This window comes from Pseudomonas sp. UBT, from assembly GCF_050915955.1.
In the GTDB taxonomy this organism is placed as follows: domain Bacteria; phylum Pseudomonadota; class Gammaproteobacteria; order Pseudomonadales; family Pseudomonadaceae; genus Aquipseudomonas; species Aquipseudomonas antarctica_A.
Window position 1 is genome coordinate 2741827 of sequence record NZ_CP168079.1, and the last position, 19304, is coordinate 2761130.

General features: G+C 59.1%; 20 protein-coding genes. 9 read left to right on the plus strand and 11 right to left on the minus strand.

What is annotated here, in order from left to right; translation table 11 throughout:
- Positions 1-6 precede the first annotated feature (6 nt).
- The 3 genes from ACDZ94_RS12610 to tldD are packed head-to-tail and all read left to right on the plus strand — an operon-like array spanning position 7 to position 6178.
- Positions 7-3822 carry a YhdP family protein gene (locus ACDZ94_RS12610; RefSeq protein ID WP_432750229.1) on the plus strand — a complete coding sequence of 1272 codons (3816 nt, stop codon included), beginning with the start codon at positions 7-9 and terminating at the stop codon, positions 3820-3822.
- Between the two features lie 48 nt (positions 3823-3870).
- Complete coding sequence (locus tag ACDZ94_RS12615; protein ID WP_432750230.1) at positions 3871-4719, plus strand: carbon-nitrogen hydrolase family protein; 849 nt, start codon at positions 3871-3873, stop codon at positions 4717-4719.
- Between the two features lie 16 nt (positions 4720-4735).
- The gene (tldD, locus tag ACDZ94_RS12620) at positions 4736-6178 is read left to right on the plus strand and encodes a metalloprotease TldD (RefSeq protein ID WP_064450712.1); all 1443 of its coding nucleotides are present in this window, start codon (positions 4736-4738) and stop codon (positions 6176-6178) included.
- Between the two features lie 45 nt (positions 6179-6223).
- Here tldD and yjgA read toward each other — a convergent pair whose 3' ends face one another.
- Positions 6224-6745 carry a ribosome biogenesis factor YjgA gene (gene yjgA, locus ACDZ94_RS12625; protein WP_064450713.1) on the minus strand — a complete coding sequence of 174 codons (522 nt, stop codon included), beginning with the start codon at positions 6743-6745 and terminating at the stop codon, positions 6224-6226.
- 108 nt (positions 6746-6853) lie between these two features.
- Here yjgA and pmbA point away from each other — a divergent pair, with 108 nt between their 5' ends.
- From pmbA to ACDZ94_RS12655, 6 genes are all read left to right on the plus strand, one after another.
- Positions 6854-8200: a metalloprotease PmbA gene (gene pmbA / locus ACDZ94_RS12630; protein ID WP_064450714.1), complete on the plus strand. Its 1347-nt coding sequence runs from the start codon at positions 6854-6856 to the stop codon at positions 8198-8200.
- 147 nt (positions 8201-8347) lie between these two features.
- Positions 8348-8743, plus strand: a complete 396-nt coding sequence (locus ACDZ94_RS12635) for a FagA protein (protein WP_221293954.1) — start codon at positions 8348-8350, stop codon at positions 8741-8743.
- A complete protein-coding gene (locus ACDZ94_RS12640) occupies positions 8736-10112 on the plus strand; it encodes a class II fumarate hydratase (RefSeq protein WP_064450716.1) in 1377 nt (458 codons plus the stop codon). The genes ACDZ94_RS12635 and ACDZ94_RS12640 overlap by 8 nt, the downstream gene beginning before the upstream one ends.
- 27 nt (positions 10113-10139) lie before the next feature.
- Positions 10140-10583 (plus strand): hypothetical protein, encoded by a 444-nt coding sequence (locus ACDZ94_RS12645; RefSeq protein WP_128588501.1) that lies wholly within the window; start codon positions 10140-10142, stop codon positions 10581-10583.
- Between the two features lies 1 nt (position 10584).
- Positions 10585-11196 (plus strand): superoxide dismutase, encoded by a 612-nt coding sequence (locus tag ACDZ94_RS12650; RefSeq protein ID WP_064450718.1) that lies wholly within the window; start codon positions 10585-10587, stop codon positions 11194-11196.
- Positions 11197-11227: 31 nt separating this feature from the next.
- Positions 11228-12121 carry a ZIP family metal transporter gene (locus tag ACDZ94_RS12655; RefSeq protein ID WP_221293956.1) on the plus strand — a complete coding sequence of 298 codons (894 nt, stop codon included), beginning with the start codon at positions 11228-11230 and terminating at the stop codon, positions 12119-12121.
- Between the two features lie 37 nt (positions 12122-12158).
- Here ACDZ94_RS12655 and ACDZ94_RS12660 read toward each other — a convergent pair whose 3' ends face one another.
- The 10 genes from ACDZ94_RS12660 to ACDZ94_RS12705 form a co-directional block, all read right to left on the minus strand.
- Entirely contained in the window at positions 12159-12431 is a 273-nt protein-coding gene (locus ACDZ94_RS12660; RefSeq protein ID WP_221293958.1) for an HPr family phosphocarrier protein, read from the minus strand.
- A 16-nt stretch (positions 12432-12447) separates the two neighbouring features.
- Positions 12448-13305 carry an RNase adapter RapZ gene (rapZ, locus tag ACDZ94_RS12665; protein WP_053254418.1) on the minus strand — a complete coding sequence of 286 codons (858 nt, stop codon included), beginning with the start codon at positions 13303-13305 and terminating at the stop codon, positions 12448-12450.
- Between the two features lie 2 nt (positions 13306-13307).
- Positions 13308-13772: a PTS IIA-like nitrogen regulatory protein PtsN gene (ptsN, locus tag ACDZ94_RS12670; RefSeq protein WP_407016576.1), complete on the minus strand. Its 465-nt coding sequence runs from the start codon at positions 13770-13772 to the stop codon at positions 13308-13310.
- A 12-nt stretch (positions 13773-13784) separates the two neighbouring features.
- Positions 13785-14090, minus strand: coding sequence for a ribosome hibernation-promoting factor, HPF/YfiA family (gene hpf / locus ACDZ94_RS12675; protein WP_017138237.1), 306 nt, complete (start codon positions 14088-14090; stop codon positions 13785-13787).
- A 75-nt stretch (positions 14091-14165) separates the two neighbouring features.
- Positions 14166-15659, minus strand: coding sequence for an RNA polymerase factor sigma-54 (locus tag ACDZ94_RS12680; protein ID WP_064450721.1), 1494 nt, complete (start codon positions 15657-15659; stop codon positions 14166-14168).
- Positions 15660-15843: 184 nt separating this feature from the next.
- Positions 15844-16569 (minus strand): LPS export ABC transporter ATP-binding protein, encoded by a 726-nt coding sequence (gene lptB, locus ACDZ94_RS12685; protein ID WP_053254421.1) that lies wholly within the window; start codon positions 16567-16569, stop codon positions 15844-15846.
- Positions 16569-17144, minus strand: a complete 576-nt coding sequence (lptA, locus tag ACDZ94_RS12690) for a lipopolysaccharide transport periplasmic protein LptA (protein ID WP_064450722.1) — start codon at positions 17142-17144, stop codon at positions 16569-16571. Before lptA ends, lptB begins: the two co-directional genes overlap by 1 nt.
- On the minus strand, positions 17131-17703 hold the full coding sequence (gene lptC / locus ACDZ94_RS12695) for an LPS export ABC transporter periplasmic protein LptC (RefSeq protein WP_064450723.1): 573 nt from the start codon (positions 17701-17703) through the stop codon (positions 17131-17133). The genes lptA and lptC overlap by 14 nt, the downstream gene beginning before the upstream one ends.
- 8 nt (positions 17704-17711) lie before the next feature.
- Positions 17712-18236, minus strand: a complete 525-nt coding sequence (locus ACDZ94_RS12700; protein WP_064450724.1) for a KdsC family phosphatase — start codon at positions 18234-18236, stop codon at positions 17712-17714.
- Positions 18237-19211, minus strand: a complete 975-nt coding sequence (locus ACDZ94_RS12705; RefSeq protein ID WP_053254425.1) for a KpsF/GutQ family sugar-phosphate isomerase — start codon at positions 19209-19211, stop codon at positions 18237-18239.
- Between the last annotated feature and the right edge of the window lie 93 nt (positions 19212-19304).

The window sequence follows — 19304 nt, forward strand, 5'->3', positions numbered from 1 at the left end:
CCTGACATGGAGCGTCTGAAACGCTTTTTTGCCGCTTTGACCCGTTGGAGCCTGGGCGTGTGCGCCTTACTGCTGGTGTTGGCGGCGGTGTACGTGAGCCTGGGTCGTGAGTTGGTCCCGCTGGTGGCCGAATATCGCGCCGAAATCCAAGCCAAGGCCCAGGCTGCGGTGGATGTGCCCCTGCAAATCGGCAGCCTGGAAGGGCGCTGGAGCGGCTTTGCGCCAGTATTGCTGGCCCACGACGTGATGGTCGGCGAAGGCAACAGCGCCTTGCGCCTGGATCAGGTCGAGGTGGTGCCGGATATCTGGGCCAGCCTCATGGCCCGTGAAGTGCGTATTGCTCACCTGGAAGTCAGCGGGTTGCAGTTGAGCGTCAAGGAAGACAAGGACGGCCACTGGGCACTGCAAGGTCTGCCGGTGCAGGACGACCAGCCGTTGGACCCGGAGCAACTGCTGACACGCATGCAGATCGTCAAGCGCGTGTCGTTGCTGGATAGCCAAGTCACCTTGCAACCGTTCGGCGAGGCGCCGCTGACCCTGACCTACGTGGGCCTGAGCCTGCACACCGGTGATTCGCGCCAACGCCTGGACGCACGCTTGACCCTGCCCGACGGCCAGCCGCTTGCCTTGAGCCTGCGTAGCCGAATTCGCGCAAGCCAATGGAAGGAGGGCGAAGTCGAGGCCTACCTCAGCCTGCCTCAAAGCGACTGGGCCAAATGGATTCCCGCAGAGCTGACCCAGCAATGGAAGCTCACGCAGTTGAAGGCGGGCGGGGAGTTCTGGCTGACGTGGGCCAAGGGCAACGTGCAAAGCGCCGTGGTGCACCTCAATTCACCCCAGGTGAAGGGCAACTACGCGGACCGTAAGCCGGTACATATCGAAAACCTCGCCCTCACCGCTTACCTGCAGCGCAGTGATAGCGGCCTGAAGGTGCTGTTCGATTCGCTGGCGATGAACATCGGCGAGACCCGTTGGGAGTCGCAGCTGCAATTGCAGCAAAGCCTGGCCACCGATAAAGAACAGGAAACCTGGAAGCTTCAGGCCGATCGTTTGGACCTGACCCCGATTACCCCGCTGCTGAATGCCCTGGCGCCGTTGCCGGAAGGGTTTGCCAAAGCGGTCGAACACCTGAAAGCCACGGGCCTGCTGCGCAATGTGCTGGTGGATTTCCGCCCGCAGGACACGACCGATCAGAAAGTCAGCTTCGCCGCCAACCTTGAGCGCATCGGCTTTGATGCGTACTTCGGCGCGCCGGCCGCGCGTAATGTGTCCGGCAGCATCAGCGGCGACCTTGGCCATGGCGAGTTGCGCATGGACAGCAAGGATTTTTCCTTGCACTTGTACCCGATCTTCGCCAAGCCCTGGCAGTACATGCAGGCCAACGCGCGCCTGACATGGACGCTGGATAAGGAAGGCTTCACCCTGATCGCCCCGTATATCAAGGTGCTGGGCGAAGAGGGCAAGGTCGCCGCAGACTTTTTGATTCGCCTGCATTTCGACCATGCCCAAGAAGACTATATGGACCTGCGGGTCGGCATGGTCGATGGCGATGGGCGTTTCACACCCAAATATCTGCCGGCGGTATTGAGCCCTTCACTGGATGAATGGTTGCGCACGGCGATTCTCAAAGGTGCGGTGGACCAAGGTTTCTTCCAGTACCAGGGGTCGTTGAACCACGACGCGTTGCCCGCTGCGCGCAATATCAGCCTGTTCTTCAAGGTGCATGACGCCGAACTGGCGTTCCAGCCGGGTTGGCCCCATGTGAGCAAGGTTAATGGCGAAGTGTTTGTCGAGGAGAGCGGTGTGCGCATCCTGGCCAGCAAGGGCCAATTGCTCGACACCAAGGTCAAGGACGTCTATGTCAACATCCCTCACGCGCCGGCCGGCAAGGACAGCCATCTGCTGATCACCGGCGGGTTTGCGGGTGGTTTGGGCGATGGCCTGAAAATCCTTCAGGACGCGCCAATAGGCACTGGCTCGACTTTCGTCGGTTGGAAAGGCGAAGGTGACCTGCAAGGCAAGCTGGATCTGGACATTCCTTTGGCCAAGGGCACCGAGCCCAATATTGTCGTGGACTTTCAGACTGACAAGGCTCGCCTGCAATTGGCGGAGCCGACTCTGGATCTGACCCAGCTCAAGGGCGATTTCCGCTTCGACAGCGCCAAAGGCCTGAGCGGCCAGAACATCTCGGCCAAGGCGTTCGATCGCCCCATCACGGCGCAGATCCTTGCCGATGGCAAGCCGGGCAGTATCAGTACGCGAGTCACTGCCAAGGGCCAGGTCACGGTCAAGCGGCTGACGGATTGGTTGAAAATCAGCCAACCGTTGCCGGTGTCCGGCGATATTCCATACCAATTGCAACTGACCCTGGACGGCGCGGACAGCCAACTGATGGTCAGCTCCAATATGAAAGGCGTAGCGGTGGACCTGCCGGCGCCTTTCGGTATGCCCGCCAGCCAGGGCCGCGACAGCGTATTCCGCATGACCTTGCAGGGTGCCGAGCGGCGTTACTGGTTCAGTTACGGCGAGCTGGCGAGTTTTACCTTTGCTGCGCCGGCGGATAAATTCAATGACGGTCGCGGGGAGCTGTTCCTTGGCAATGGTGACGCCGTGCTGCCTGCCGCCAAAGGCTTGCGTATTCGCGGTGTGCTTTCTGAACTGGACATCGACCCGTGGAAAAAACTGGTCGACCGCTACGCGGGTAATGACCCCGGCGGGAGTGCCAAGCAGTTGCTCAGTGGTGCGGACTTCAAGGTGGGCAAGCTGACCGGCTTTGGTACTCAGTTTGACCAGGTCAACTTGCAGCTTGATCGTAAGCCGGCAGCCTGGGGCTTGCAGCTGGACAGTCAGCAGGCCAAAGGCGCGGTAAATTTGCCGGACGCCAAGGGCGCACCCATTGCGATCAACCTGCAGTATGTGAAATTACCGGCCGTAGACCCTACCGTTCAGGCGGACGAAAATGCGCCGGATCCGTTGGCGGATATCGACCCCAAAGACATCCCTGCACTGGATATCGCTATCAACCAACTGTTCCAGGGGCCTGACTTGGTGGGCGCCTGGTCGCTGAAGATTCGACCGACCGCCAAAGGCCTGGCCTTCAACAACCTGGACTTGGGCCTCAAGGGGATGCAGCTCAAAGGTGCCGGTGGCTGGGAAGGTGCACCCGGTGCCAGCAGCAGTTGGTACAAGGGCCGCCTGGATGGCAAGAATATCGCCGATGTGCTCAAGGGCTGGGGCTTTGCGCCGACGGTAACCAGCGATGAATTCCACCTGGACGTGGATGGTCGTTGGCCGGGTTCGCCGGCGTGGGTCGGGCCCAAGCGTTTCTCCGGTAGTCTGGATGCCGCATTCCGCAAAGGTCAGTTCGTTGAGGTGGATGGTGGCGCCCAGGCCTTGCGGGTGTTTGGGTTGTTGAACTTCAACTCCATTGGCCGCCGTTTACGCCTGGACTTTTCCGACTTGCTCGGCAAAGGCTTGAGTTATGACCGGGTCAAAGGTTTGCTGGCCGCCAGTAATGGTGTGTTTGTGACCCGTGAGCCGATCACCATGACGGGGCCTTCTACCAACCTGGAGCTCAATGGCACCTTGGATCTGGTGGCTGACCGTGTCGACGCCAAGTTGCTGGTTACATTGCCGGTCACCAATAACCTGCCGATTGCCGCGCTGATCGTGGGTGCGCCGGCCATTGGTGGCGCATTGTTCCTGATCGACAAGCTGATCGGTGATCGTGTTTCGCGCTTCGCCAGTGTGCAATACAAAGTGGAAGGCCCTTGGAAGGATCCCAAAATCACCTTCGACAAGCCATTTGAAAAGCCAAACTGAGAGCCTGTGGAGTAGCATGGCCGCATGCCTTTTACGGAGTGTCGGCCTATGTCCTTTGCGGTAATTCAAATGGTCAGCCAGAGTGATGTGCTGGCCAACCTGGCACAGGCCCGGCGCTTGCTGGAGCAGGCGGCGGTAGGTGGTGCGAAGCTGGCAGTTCTGCCTGAGAACTTCGCTGCCATGGGGCGTCGTGACGTGGCCGATATTGGCCGCGCTGAAGCGTTGGGCGAAGGCCCGATCCTCCCATGGTTGAAACAGACCGCCCGCGACCTCACCTTATGGATAGTGGCCGGCACTTTGCCGCTGCCGCCCAAGGACCAACCTGACGCCAAGTCCAACGCCTGTTCGCTGCTGATCGATGATCGGGGTGAAATCGTTGCCCGTTACGACAAGCTGCACCTGTTCGATGTGGACGTAGCGGACGCGCGAGGTCGTTATCGTGAATCCGACGACTATGCTTTCGGGAGCAATGTGGTGGTGGCGGATACGCCGGTGGGCCGCTTGGGCCTGACGGTGTGTTATGACTTGCGGTTCCCGGAGCTGTACAGCGAATTGCGCGCGGCGGGGGCTGAATTGATTACCGCGCCTTCGGCCTTCACGGCGGTGACCGGTGCCGCGCATTGGGATGTACTGATCCGCGCGCGCGCCATTGAAACCCAGTGCTACCTGCTGGCGGCCGCTCAAGGCGGTGTGCATCCAGGCCCACGGGAAACCTTTGGACACGCGGCAATTGTCGACCCTTGGGGGCGAGTGCTGACCCAACAGGATCAAGGCGAGGCGGTGTTGTTGGCCGAACGCGACAGCAGTGAACAGGCGTCGATACGGGCGCGCATGCCGGTGGTCAACCATCGGCGCTTTTTCTCGCAGGGCGCACAGCGACCTGCTTCGGAACGATGAATTTAAGGCCAAACCTATGAGCGAGTTGTTGTCCTCAGTCAGTGAACACCTCCTGGCACCCGGTGGCGTGACCATCGAAAGTTTGCAAACCGTGCTCGGTGATCTGGCCGGGCCGGGCATCGACGCGGCCGATCTGTATTTCCAAGGCCAGATTTCGGAGTCATGGGCTCTCGAAGACGGCATTGTCAAGGAAGGCAGTTTCAACCTTGACCAAGGCGTGGGCGTGCGGGCGCAATCCGGTGAAAAGACCGGCTTTGCCTACAGCAACGCTATCACCCTTGAAGCCCTTGGCCTGGCTGCCCGTGCGGCGCGCTCGATTTCCCGTGCAGGCCAGAACGGCACGGTGCAGGCGTTCAGCACCCAGGACGTGGCCCAGTTGTACGCTCCGGATAACCCCCTGGAAGTGATCAGCCGTGCGGAGAAGGTCGACTTGCTCAAGCGTATCGACGCGGCCACCCGTGCCCTCGACCCGCGTATCCAGCAAGTGACCGTGAGCATGGCCGGTGTGTGGGAGCGCATCCTTGTGGCGTCCACTGACGGCGGCCTGGCGGCGGATGTACGGCCGCTGGTGCGTTTCAATGTCAGCGTGATCGTCGAGCAGAACGGTCGCCGTGAGCGTGGTGGTCATGGTGGTGGTGGGCGCACCGACTACCGTTATTTCCTCGCTGAAGACCGTGCCATGGGCTATGCCCGTGAAGCGCTGCGTCAGGCACTGGTCAACCTCGAAGCGATTCCGGCGCCGGCCGGTACATTGCCGGTGGTGTTGGGCTCGGGCTGGTCCGGTGTGTTGCTCCACGAAGCCGTTGGCCATGGCCTGGAAGGCGACTTCAACCGCAAGGGCAGTTCGGCCTACAGTGGGCGCATGGGCGAGATGGTCGCATCCAAGCTGTGCACCATTGTCGATGATGGCACCCTGGCCGGTCGCCGTGGCTCGCTGAGCGTCGACGACGAAGGTACACCGACCGAGTGCACCACGCTGATTGAAAACGGCGTGCTCAAGGGTTACATGCAAGACAAGCTCAACGCTCGCCTGATGGGCGTGGCGCGTACCGGTAACGGCCGCCGCGAGTCCTACGCGCACCTGCCGATGCCGCGTATGACCAACACCTACATGCTCGGTGGCGAAAGCGATCCGGCGGAAATCATCGCTTCGGTAAAACGCGGGATCTACTGCGCCAACCTCGGCGGTGGTCAGGTGGACATCACCAGCGGTAAGTTCGTGTTCTCCACCAGCGAAGCGTACCTGATCGAAGACGGCAAGATTACCGCGCCCGTCAAAGGGGCAACGTTGATTGGTAACGGGCCGGAAGCCATGAGCAAGGTGTCGATGGTCGGTAACGACCTGTCGCTGGACAGTGGCGTGGGCACATGCGGCAAAGATGGGCAATCAGTGCCAGTCGGCGTTGGCCAGCCAACCTTGAAGATTGATGCGATCACCGTGGGTGGCACGGGCTCGTAAGAGCCGGAGCTTCGGGTGGCGCAGAACGCCACCCGGGGAAGAGGATCAACGCAGGCCGCGTTGAGTCTCGTCCAGCTCACGGATGTATTTGAAAATTTTACGGCTGGTGGCCGGAGCCTTGTTTTGCGCCAGTTCGTGCTGGGCCTGACGGATCAGGGAGCGCAGTTGCTGGCGGTCCGCGTCCGGGTAGTCCAACACGAACTTCTCCAGCACAGCGTCATCGCCCGAAATCAGGCGGTCACGCCAACGTTCCAGGTTGTGGAAGCGTTCGTTGTACTGGCGAGTGGAGGCATCGAGTTGATCGAGCAAGGTCAGAATGGCGTCAGTGTCCTGATCGCGCATCAGTTTGCCGATAAACATGATGTGCCGTTTACGCGCGATATTCGCGGTGTGCTTAGGCGCATCAGCCAGGGCCCGGCGCATTTCGTCGGTCAGTGGCAGTTTTGCAACCAAGTCAGGCTTGAGCGTTGTAAGGCGCTCGCCAAGATCAACCAGAGCATGCAGCTCGCGTTTGACCTGGGTTTTGCTTTTCTCCCCATCGAGGGAGTCGTCGTAAGAATCAACCATGGTGGCAGTCCGCAAAGAAACGCCGCCATGATAACCAGTCGGGGGCCGCTTGTCCGGCCCGGTCGCTCGATGGCCTTAACCGAAAGCAGAATTTGAGTGGAGAAAACCATGAGTGCAGCCCAAAGCGTCGGTCCGCAAGCGTTACCGGCACTGCAGGAACAAGTCGAGCAGATCCTTGCCGAGGCCAAGCGCCAGGGGGCCAGTGCCTGTGAAGTGGCGGTCTCGCTGGAGCAGGGGCTGTCGACGTCGGTACGCCAGCGGGAAGTGGAAACCGTCGAATTCAACCGCGACCAGGGGTTTGGCATCACATTGTATGTGGGGCAGCGCAAAGGGTCGGCCAGTACCTCGGCCAGTGGGCCGGAAGCGATTCGCGAGACTGTCGCCGCGGCGTTGGCAATTGCCAAGCACACCTCCGAAGATGAAAGCTCGGGCCTGGCAGATAAGGCGCTGATGGCCAAGGACTTAAAGGATTTCGATCTTTTTCACGCCTGGGATATCACGCCCGAACAGGCAATCGAACTGGCGTTGACTTGCGAAGCGGCGGCATTTGATGCCGATCCCCGCATTAAAAACGCTGACGGCACTACGTTGAGCACGCATCAAGGCTGTCGCGTATATGGCAACAGCCATGGCTTTATCGGCGGTTACGCCTCCACTCGCCATAGCTTGAGCTGTGTGATGATCGCCGAAGCCAATGGCCAGATGCAGCGCGACTATTGGTATGACGTAAGCCGCCAGGGCGAATTGTTGGCCGACCCGGCCAGCATCGGCCAGCGCGCGGCGCAACGTGCAGCAAGCCGTCTGGGCGCCCGCCCGGTACCGACTTGCGAAGTGCCGGTGCTGTTTTCGGCTGAACTGGCCGGTGGCTTGTTCGGCAGTTTCCTGGGCGCGATTTCCGGCGGCAACCTGTACCGCAAGTCTTCGTTTCTTGAAGGCGCTATCGGCCAGAAACTGTTCCCTGAGTGGTTGACCATCGATGAACGCCCGCACCTGATGCGTGCCATGGGCAGCTCAGCGTTCGACGGTGATGGCCTGGCCACTTATGCCAAGCCGTTTGTCGAGAAGGGTGAGTTGGTGTCGTACGTACTGGGCACTTACGCCGGCCGCAAGCTTGGCCTGCCAAGCACAGCCAACTCCGGTGGCGTGCACAACCTGTTCGTCACCCATGGCGACGAAGATCAGGCGGCGCTGTTGCGTCGCATGGGTCGCGGCTTGCTGGTGACCGAATTGATGGGCAGTGGCCTGAATATGGTTACCGGTGATTATTCACGCGGCGCGGCAGGTTTCTGGGTGGAAAACGGTGAAATTCAATTCGCCGTTCAGGAAGTGACCATCGCTGGCAACATGCGCGATATGTTCAAGCAGATCGTCGCGGTGGGTAATGACCTGGAACTGCGCAGTAACATTCGCACGGGTTCTGTATTGATCGAGCGGATGACTGTCGCTGGCAGCTAACCCCTAGGAGGTTAACGAAAAAGGCGCGCCATCTTATCGATGGCGCGCCTTTTTTGTGGCTGAGCCATTAGCGGATTGACGTGCCGCTCTTGTTTTGATTCTTAATATCATTTAATAATAAATCTCATTATCGAGTGAGTGTGGACCATGAGTTCTGTCCTGCATGAGGATCCTTACCTGGAGAGCTGGCGCTGGATGAGTCGTCAGATTCGCTGCGGCCTCGATCCAAACGAACCTCGCCTGATTGAACATTACCTCAATGAAGGTCGATACCTGGCGTGCTGCACCGCGACCCATCCGTGGACGATCGCTGAAACCTCCTTCCACCTGCTGATCGACACCGCCGGCGATATTGCCTTGCCCTGGCACTGGCGATCCATGTGTCTGGACCAGGCGTGGCGTCCATTACGCGACATGGAAAAACTTTCCCACTGCGCCTGCCGCCTCAAGCGCTGGCAGACCTTTGCCTGGCAATTGGCGACCTGTGAATTGCTGCCTTCCCTTTCTGTTTCTGACCTGGTGCAAGGATCTTCCGATGAGTAACACCCGTATCGAACGCGACAGCATGGGCGAACTGCAAGTACCTGCCGAGGCCTTGTATGGTGCGCAAACCCAGCGTGCGGTGAATAATTTCCCGATCAGCAACCAACGCATGCCGGCGCAATTCATTCGCGCACTGATCCTGGCCAAAGCTGCCGCTGCCAAGGCTAACGTCGACCTTAAGCAAATCAGCGAAGGGCAGGGCAAGGCCATTGTCGACGCTGCCCAAGGCTTGCTCGAAGGCGATTTCATGCCGCACTTCCCGGTGGATATCTTCCAGACCGGCTCCGGCACCAGTTCCAATATGAACGCCAACGAAGTCATTGCGACCCTGGCCACACGCCTGCTGGGCGAGCCGGTCAACCCCAATGACCACGTGAACTGCGGCCAAAGCAGCAACGACATCATTCCCACCACCATTCACGTCAGCGCAGCGCTGGTTCTGCATGAGCAAACCTTGCCGGCCCTGCTGCACTTGGTTCAGGTGATTGAACACAAGGCTGAACAAGTCCACCCCTTCATCAAGACCGGCCGCACGCACCTGATGGACGCGATGCCCGTGCGCATGAGCCAGGTGCTCAATGGCTGGGCGCAACAGCTCAAGGCCAATATCGGTCACTTGCAGGACCTGCTGCCGAGCTTGCAGGCGTTGGCCCAGGGCGGCACGGCGGTCGGCACCGGGGTCAACGCACACCCGGAATTTGCGGCCCGTTTCAGCCAACAACTGAGCAGCCTCACCGGCGTGAAATTCACGCCGGGCAAAAACCTGTTCGCATTGATCGGCTCCCAGGACACCGCCGTCGCTGTCTCCGGCCAACTGAAAGCCACCGCCGTGTCGCTGATGAAAATCGCCAACGACCTGCGCTGGATGAACTCCGGCCCATTGGCCGGGTTGGGTGAAATCGAGCTGGAAGGCCTGCAGCCAGGCTCTTCGATCATGCCGGGCAAGGTCAACCCGGTGATCCCGGAAGCGACCGCCATGGTCGCCGCCCAAGTTATTGGCAATGACACGGTCATTACCGTCGCCGGTCAGTCCGGTAACTTCGAACTGAACGTGATGTTGCCGATCATTGCCCAGAACCTGCTCAGCAGCCTTGAACTACTGGCCAACTCCAGCCGGCTGCTGGCCGACAAGGCGATCGCCAGCTTCAAGGTCAACGAGGCCAAGCTCAAGGAAGCGCTGTCGCGTAACCCGATCCTGGTCACTGCACTCAACCCGATCATTGGTTACCAAAAAGCCGCTGAAATTGCCAAGAAGGCTTATCAGCAAGGCCGCCCGGTGATTGATGTCGCCCTCGAGCACACCGACTTGCCACGTAGCCAACTGGAAATCCTGTTGGATCCGGAAAAGCTCACAGCCGGCGGCGTGTAATCACCGACTCTGCTTTGGAGGTTCACCATGGAGCATTGGAAACGCACGATCGAACGGGCCAATCGCTGCTTTATGCAAGGCGAGCTGGTCGACGCTCGCGAAGCCTATTTGCAAGCCCTGGCCCTGGCTCAAGTGTTATTCGAGCGTTGGGCGGATGCCGACGAAGCAGTGGCGGCCTGCGTCATTTCCCATCACAACCTGGCGGACCTGCACCTGCGCCTGAACCAGCCTGAAGAAAGCGCGGAATACCTTTGTGCTATCCACCAGCGCCTCCTGCAGACCCTGCAAGACCCGCGCATGAGCCCGCAATTACGCGAGGCGGCGCTGCGCCAGAGCAGCAAAACTTATGTCGAGCTGTTGAATTTCATCAGCGATCACGGCGAGTACCCGCGTACCCATCGCTTGCTGGGTGGCACTGCTGCGCAACCGGGTACGTCGACCCGCAACAGCCCCTATTACGGAGCACATTGATATGTCCTACACCTTGCCGGCCTTGCCTTATGCCTACGATGCCCTGGAGCCGCATATTGATGCGCAAACCATGGAAATTCACTACACCAAGCATCACCAGACCTACATCAATAACCTGAATGCAGCGGTCGAAGGTACCGAGTTCGCCGGCTGGCCGGTTGAGAAACTGGTGTCCAGCGTTCAGCAATTGCCGGAAAAATTGCGTGCTGCAGTCATCAACCAGGGCGGCGGTCATGCTAACCACTCGTTGTTCTGGGCGGTGATGTCGCCGAAGGGCGGTGGCAAACCAGAAGGTGCGTTAGCCAAAGCCATCGACGAGCAATTGGGTGGCTTCGACAGTTTCAAGGAGGCCTTTACCAAAGCGGCCTTGACCCGGTTTGGCAGCGGCTGGGCCTGGCTGAGCGTTACCCCGCAAAAGACCCTGGTGGTGGAAAGCAGCGGTAACCAGGACAGCCCGCTGATGAGCGGCAACACGCCGATCCTGGGTCTGGACGTGTGGGAGCACGCTTACTACCTGCGCTACCAGAACCGTCGCCCGGAATACATCAATGCCTTCTACAGCGTCATCCATTGGCCGGAAGTCGCTGCACGCTACCAGGCCGCCGTGGCCTGACATTTATTTATAGCAAGATCTAAGGCCGACTATGGGCACTGAAACACTGGCGATCAGCAGTGGGCGAATGTTTCGTTACGCGTTTGGCTCGCTGCTGCTATTGGCAGGGACTGCGTTGCTGGTGGCACACGGGCTGACCTGGCTGGACCTTGAACTGCGTATCTTGCGTGCCTTGCAGGGCGGCGCGATCTGCGCGCTCGGCACGGCACTGGGCGCGGTGCCGGTGTTGGTGATTCGCCGGATGCCGGTGGCGCTGAGCGATACCTTGCTGGGCTTTGGTGCCGGGGTAATGTTGGCGGCGACGGCCTTTTCGCTGATCGTGCCGGGCATTGCAGCAGCCCAAAGCCTTGGGCTTTCGCCTTGGGGCGCGAGTGGTTTGATCAGCTTCGGGATCATGCTCGGGGCGTTCGGTCTTTATCTGGTCGACCGCAAGTTATCAGGCGCTAACCCGGAGATGCTGGTGGGCACGCCGGATAAACCGGTGATTCCCCCACGCATCTGGCTATTCGTATTTGCCATTATTGCGCACAACATTCCGGAAGGCATGGCGGTAGGCGTTTCGGCAGGTGGAGGAATGCCGGATGCCGACAGCTTGGCCATGGGGATTGCCCTGCAGGACGTACCGGAAGGTTTAGTGATCGCACTGGTCTTGGCCGGGGCGGGGATGTCGCGAGTCAAAGCGTTCCTGATCGGCGCGGCGTCGGGCCTGGTTGAACCGGTATTTGCTGTGCTGTGTGCGTGGTTGGTGAGCCTGGCGGAGGTTTTGTTGCCGCTGGGGCTCGCGCTGGCGGCTGGGGCGATGTTGCTGGTGGTGACGCACGAAGTGATCCCCGAGTCGCGCCGTAATGGTCACGAAAAGCTTGCCAGCCTGGGGTTGTGCGTCGGGTTCTGTTTGATGATGGTGATGGATACTGCTTTAGGGTGAGGCCATTGCAGCCTCACACCCGCCTCAAAGGGTGAGTTTACTCACCCTCATCAAAGAAGTTATTGATCAGCTTCACCAGCGCGTCCATCGCTTCCTGCTCTTGTTCGCCTTCCGTCTTTAAATGAATCCTGGTGCCCTTGCCGGCGGCCAGCATCATCATGGCCATAATACTTTTACCGTCGACCATGGAATCCGGAGTGCGCCCGGCGCGGATCTGGCAAGGAAACTGCCCGGCAACACCGACAAATTTAGCTGAAGCGCGGGCGTGCAGGCCCAGCTTGTTGATGATTTCAATTTCCAGAGCGGGCATCGCGGGGGTGTTCCTTTCAGCTAAGGTCGCGGTGGCGAACCTGAACGTTCTTGAGGGTTTGTTGCAGCACCTGGCCCAGGCGTTCGGTCAGGTAGACCGAGCGATGGTGGCCGCCGGTGCAGCCGATGGCAATGGTGACATAGGCCCGATTGCTTGCCGCAAAGCGCGGCAACCATTTGAGCAGGTAGCTGGAGATGTCCTGGAACATCTCCTCGACATCCGGCTGTGCAGCCAGGTACTCGGCCACCGGTTGATCAAGGCCTGACTGATCACGCAACTCCGGCTTCCAGTAAGGATTGGGCAGGCAGCGCACATCAAACACCAGGTCGGCATCCACCGGCATCCCACGCTTGAAGCCAAATGACTCGACCAGAAATGCGGTGCCAGGCTCCGGCTGATTCAGCAAACGCAGCTTGATCGCATCACGCAATTGATACAGGTTCAGGCCGGTGGTGTTGATCTTGAGATCGGCGAGGTCAATGATCGGTCCCAGCAGCGTGGTCTCGTCCTCGATGGCTTCGGCCAGCGAGCGGTGAGGGCTGCTGAGGGGGTGGCGTCGACGGGTTTCGGAGAAGCGCTTGAGCAGCGTCTCCTCATCGGCGTCCAGGTACAGCACATCGCAATTAATATGCTTGGCGCGTACTTCCTCAAGCAATTGCGGGAAGCGCTGAAGATGGCTGGGCAGGTTTCGGGCGTCAATCGAGACGGCAACCAGAGGCTGCGCCAGTTCGGTGTGGATCAGTGCACGTTCCGCCAACTCGGGCAGCAAACCGGCGGGCAGGTTGTCGATGCAATAAAATCCGTTGTCCTCAAGGACGTTGAGGGCGGTGCTTTTACCCGAGCCGGAGCGGCCGCTGACGATGATCAAACGCATGATTACTGCCCGTTTTGTTCATCCAGGACAACCTGATAGAGCGCCTCATTGCTGTTGGCACTGCGCAGTTTGTCGCGTACTTCCTTGCGGTCGAGCATGCTGGCGATCTGCCGGAGCAGTTCCAGGTGCGCATCGGTGGCGGCTTGCGGGACCAGCAGGACGAACAGCAGGTCGACCGGGGCGCCGTCGATGGCGTCGAAATCAATAGGTTTTTCCATGTGCAGCAGGGCGCTGACTGGAGACTCACAGCCTTGCAGGCGGCAATGGGGAATGGCGATGCCGTTACCAAAACCGGTTGAACCCAGTTTTTCACGGGCAATCAGCGCCTCATAGACAACTTGCTCATCCAGCTCAGGCACTTCACGGCTGATCAGGTTGGCAATTTGTTCGAGGGCTTTCTTTTTGCTGCCGCCCGGCACGTTCACGAGGGAACGGCCGGGGGTCAGGATGGTTTCAAGTCGAATCATGGGTGGGGAGTGTTAGCGGCCAGTGCCTTGAAGAAGGCTCTGCTGCTTTTCCTTATGCTTTTTAAGTTGGCGGTCAAGCTTGTCAGTCAAGGCATCGATCGATGCATACATGTCTTCATGCTCGGCATTGGCGACCACTTCGCCACCGGGTATCTGCAAGGTCGCTTCAATTTTCTGCTGAAGCTTATCGACCTTCATGATGACCTGCACATTGGTGATCTTGTCGAAATGACCCTCGAGTCGTTTCAGCTTCTGCTCGACATATTCGCGCAATGGAGGGGTGACTTCTACATGGTGTCCACTGATGTTGACTTGCATACAGCTTCTCCTTCGTTGCCAGTGCATAAAGCGACAGGCAAAAGCGCCTGCCACTGGAACGCTATGGCCCGCCCGTCACATCAAACGCTTACGCTCGCTGGAAGGCGCGATCCCGAGGGACTCGCGGTACTTGGCGACGGTTCGACGGGCGACCTGAATGCCTTGTGCCTCCAGTAAACCAGCGATCTTGCTGTCACTCAACGGCTTTTTCTGATTTTCCGCGGCAACCAGTTTTTTGATGATCGCGCGGATCGCCGTGGACGAGCATTCGCCGCCTTCGGAGGTGCTTACGTGGCTGGAGAAAAAGTATTTCAGCTCATAAATACCCCGTGGGGTATGCATGAATTTCTGTGTGGTCACCCTGGAAATTGTCGATTCATGCATGCCTACCGCTTCGGCGATATCGTGCAGGACCAGGGGTTTCATGGCCTCGTCGCCGTATTCCAGGAAGCCGCGTTGATGTTCGACGATCTGAGTGGCCACTTTCATCAGGGTTTCGTTGCGGCTTTGCAGGCTCTTGATGAACCAGCGCGCTTCCTGCAACTGGTTGCGCATGAAGGTGTTATCGGCGCTGGTATCGGCACGGCGCACAAAACCTGCGTATTGCGGGTTGACCCGCAGACGAGGCACCGACTCCTGGTTCAGCTCCACCAGCCAACGTTCGTTGTCTTTGCGCACGATCACATCGGGAACGACATATTCGGCTTCGCTGGACTCGATCTGCGAGCCCGGGCGAGGGTTAAGGCTCTGCACCAGCTCGATGACCTGGCGCAGGTCGTCTTCCTTGAGCTTCATACGGCGCATCAGCTGGCTGTAGTCGCGGCTGCCCAGCAGGTCGATGTAGTCGGTGACCAGGCGCTGGGCTTCGGCGAGCCACGGGGTCTTGGCAGGCAGTTGGCGCAGTTGCAGCAACAGGCACTCACTCAGCGTGCGCGCGCCGATACCGGCGGGCTCGAACTGCTGGATGCGGTGCAGGACGGCTTCGATTTCGTCCAGTTCGATGTCCAGTTCCGGATCGAAAGCCTCAAGGATCTCTTCGAGAGTCTCGTCCAGATAACCCTGGTTATTGATGCAGTCGATCAGGGTCACCGCGATCAGGCGATCGGTGTCGGACATCGGCGCCAGGTTCAATTGCCACAGCAAATGGCTCTGCAAGCTCTCGCCGACGGAGGTGCGGGTGGTGAAATCCCACTCGTCATCATCATTGCTGGGCAGGCTGCTGGCGCTGGTCTGGTAAACGTCTTCCCAGGCGGTGTCTACCGGAAGCTCGTTGGGAATGCGTTCGTTCCATTCGCCTTCCTCAAGGTTGTCCACCGTAGGGGCGGTTTCCTGATAGGAAGGTTCCTGCACGTCGGAATTGGGTTTTTGCTCGATGTTGTCGGCCAGCGGGTCTGCATTATCGAAGTCGTCGCCTTCTTCCTGGCGTTCGAGCATCGGATTGGACTCCAGGGCCTCCTGGATTTCCTGTTGCAGGTCCAGGGTCGACAATTGGAGCAGGCGGATGGCCTGTTGCAGCTGCGGTGTCATCGTCAGCTGCTGGCCCATTCTCAGGACTAGCGATGGTTTCATGGCAGGGGCTTAACACCTTATTCGCCGGCGCAATGCGCCATCCACGACAGGGCGCGTGAGCGCCAAACATAAGCAAATTATATGCCTGATGTCGGGGGCTTTGCCTAGAGCGCGGTAACAATAAAAAACCGGAGGTTTTTATTGACTCCCGCGCGCTTTGGCGAACGGCCAGACACCACAGTGCTTACAGGCGGAACTCGTGGCCCAGGTATACTTCCTTGACCAGTTCGTTGGCCAGGATGGTGGCGGAGTCGCCTTCGGCGATCAGTTGACCATCGTTGACGATATAAGCCGTTTCACAGATATCGAGGGTCTCACGGACGTTGTGGTCGGTGATCAATACACCGATACCCTTGGCCTTGAGATGATGGATGATCTGCTTGATGTCGCCGACCGAGATCGGGTCGACGCCGGCGAAGGGTTCATCCAGCAGGATGAATTTCGGCGCAGTGGCCAGGGCACGGGCGATTTCCACACGGCGACGCTCGCCACCGGACAAGCTCATGCCGAGGTTGTCGCGAATGTGGTTGATGTGGAATTCCTGCAGCAGGCTTTCCAGCTCTTTGCGGCGGCCGTCACGGTCGAGTTCCTTGCGGGTCTCCAGGATCGCCATGATGTTGTCTGCTACCGACAGTTTGCGGAAGATCGACGCCTCTTGGGGAAGATAGCCGATACCTGCGCGCGCACGACCGTGCATCGGCTGGTTGCTGACGTCCAGGTCATCGATCAATACACGGCCCTGATCCGCCTGGACCAGGCCAACAATCATGTAGAAGCACGTGGTCTTGCCGGCGCCGTTGGGGCCGAGCAAGCCAACGATCTGGCCGCTGTCGATCGATAAACTGACGTCGCGTACGACCTGACGGCTTTTATAAGCCTTGGCCAGATGCTGGGCTTTCAGGGTTGCCATTAGTTCGCCTTCTTCGCAGCGGGTTTGGGCGCAGGCTGGGCGGCGCCTTCTTTCTGCTTCGGCTGGATAACCATGTCGATGCGCGGCTTCGGAGTGCCGATCTTCGAGCCGGTAGCGCGACCCGCCTGGGCGATCTGCTTCACCGTGTCATAGGTGATTTTTTCACCGTCGGTGGTGTTGCCATCGCTGCTGACAACCCTGGCCTGGTCGATCAGGATGATGCGATTCTGCTGGGCGTGATACTGGATGGTCTTGCCATAGCCCTTGATCGGAGCCGGGTCCGTAGCCGCCTGCTTCTGTTCGAAGTAAGCCAGGTTGCCCACCGACGTCACCACATCAATGTCGCCAGCCGGCGTACGCGTGAGCGTCACCGTGTTGCCGGTGATTTTCATCGAGCCTTGGGTGATGATCACGGCGCCTGTGTAGGTCGCAACACCTTGCTTGTCATCCAGCTGAGCGTCGTCAGCCTGGATGTGGATCGGTTGCTGGCTATCGTTCGGCAGAGCCCAGGCGCTCACGCTTCCCAGTGCTGCGCCCAGACCGAGCAAAATAGGGAGGGTTTTAACGAGCCTCATACTGTCCTCTTACGTTCGATAGCAGGTGTATCCTGCTTTCTTTCAAATACGCTTTCATTCCCTTGCCAGTCGATACACCGCCAGCGCCGTCGATTCTAACGTCTTGCTCGGTCTGCGCATATTGCTGTTGTGGGAAAACGGTCATGCGACTGCTGGTAATAATGGTGTCGCGCTTCTTCTCGTCAGTACGTGCAACACGTACCGAGTCGATCAGTTCCACCTGGGTACCGTCCGGGTTGACCTCGCCACGCTTGCTGGTGACGTGCCACGGAAACTCGGTGCCGCGGTAAAGGTTCATGTCCGGGTTGGTCAGCAAACTGACCTCCGAAGCCTTCAAATGCTCGACCTTGTCCGAAGTCATCTCATACTGCACCTTGCCGTCAGGCAGGAATTGCACGGAGTAGGCATTGGTCGCGTAATAGTCGACAGCGCCTTCGTCAACCTGTGCTACAGGCTTGTCGAGAAAGCGCTCCGGGCTGATATTCCAGTAGCCCACCGCCAGGAACAGCGCGGCGATGACCCCGAATAGCAGGAAGTTGCGAATCTTTTTGCTCAGCATAAAACGCTCTATAGGTAGGCGGCGTGGGCCGCTTCAAGACTGCCCTGGGCACGCAGGATCAATTCGCAGAACTCGCGGGCGGCACCCTCACCGCCACGTGCGGTAGTGATGCCATGGGCATGTTCGCGAACAAACGCCGCCGCATTGGCGACGGCCATGCCCAGGCCCACCCGGCGAATGACCGGCAGGTCAGGCAGATCGTCGCCCAGATAGGCAACCTGCTCATAGCTTAGGTTGAGTTGGCCAAGAAGCTCGTCCAGAACCACCAGTTTATCCTCGCGGCCCTGATACAGGTAAGGAATCCCCAGGTTTTGTGCGCGGCGTTCCACAACCGGTGTTTTTCGACCACTGATAATGGCTGTTTGCACACCGGCAGCCATCAACATTTTGATGCCCTGGCCGTCGAGGGTGTTGAAGGTCTTGAATTCGCTGCCATCTTCGAGAAAGTACAGGCGGCCATCGGTCAGTACGCCATCAACGTCGAAAATCGCCAATTTGATGTTTTTGCCGCGTTCTAGCAAGTTGCTGGTCATTTACATCACTCCCGCACGCAGCAAGTCGTGCATGTTCAGGGCGCCAATCGGGCGGTCGTCGCTATTGACCACCACCAGCGCGCCAATCTTGTGGTCTTCCATGATCTTCAGCGCTTCGGCTGCAAGCATCTCGGGGCGTGCAGTCTTGCCGTGTGGCGTCATGACTGCATCAATGGTGGCGGTGTGGATATCGATCGTGCGGTCCAGGGTGCGGCGCAGGTCACCGTCGGTGAATACCCCGGCCAAACGCCCATCAGCCTCCAGGATCACGGTCATGCCCAGGCCTTTGCGGGTCATTTCCATCAGCGCGTCCTTCAGCAAGGTGCCGCGCTGCACGTGAGGCAACTCATCGCCTGAATGCATGACGTTTTCCACTTTAAGCAGCAGTCGACGACCCAAGGCGCCGCCCGGGTGCGAAAACGCGAAGTCCTCAGCGGTAAAGCCGCGAGCTTCCAGCAGGGCCACGGCCAGGGCATCGCCCATGACCAACGCTGCTGTGGTGGAGGAGGTCGGCGCCAGGTTCAGCGGGCAGGCCTCGTGGGCCACGTGAACATTCAGGTTCACTTCGGCAGCCTTGGCCAGCGTTGACTCCGGATTACCGGTGAGACTGATCATTTTGATGCCCAGACGCTTGATCAGCGGCAGCAGGGTCACGATTTCGTTGGTGGTGCCGGAGTTAGACAGTGCCAGGATGATGTCATCCTTGGTGATCATGCCCATGTCGCCGTGGCTGGCTTCGGCCGGGTGCACAAAAAAAGCCGTGGTCCCGGTACTTGCCAGGGTGGCGGCGATTTTGTTGCCGACGTGGCCGGATTTGCCCATGCCGACCACGACAACGCGGCCCTTGCTGGCCAGAATCATCTCGCATGCACGTACGAAATCTGCGTCGATATGGGCCAGTAAACCTTCTACGGCTTCAAGCTCGAGGCGGATGGTGCGTTGTGCGGATTGAATAAGCTCGCTGGATTGGCTCATGTCTTAAATCGTATAGCCTGACGAAAAGGCGGCGATTATAGCGGTAATGATCAATTCCCTCACGTTAGTTCGTCAGGCTTTATTCGGCAGGTG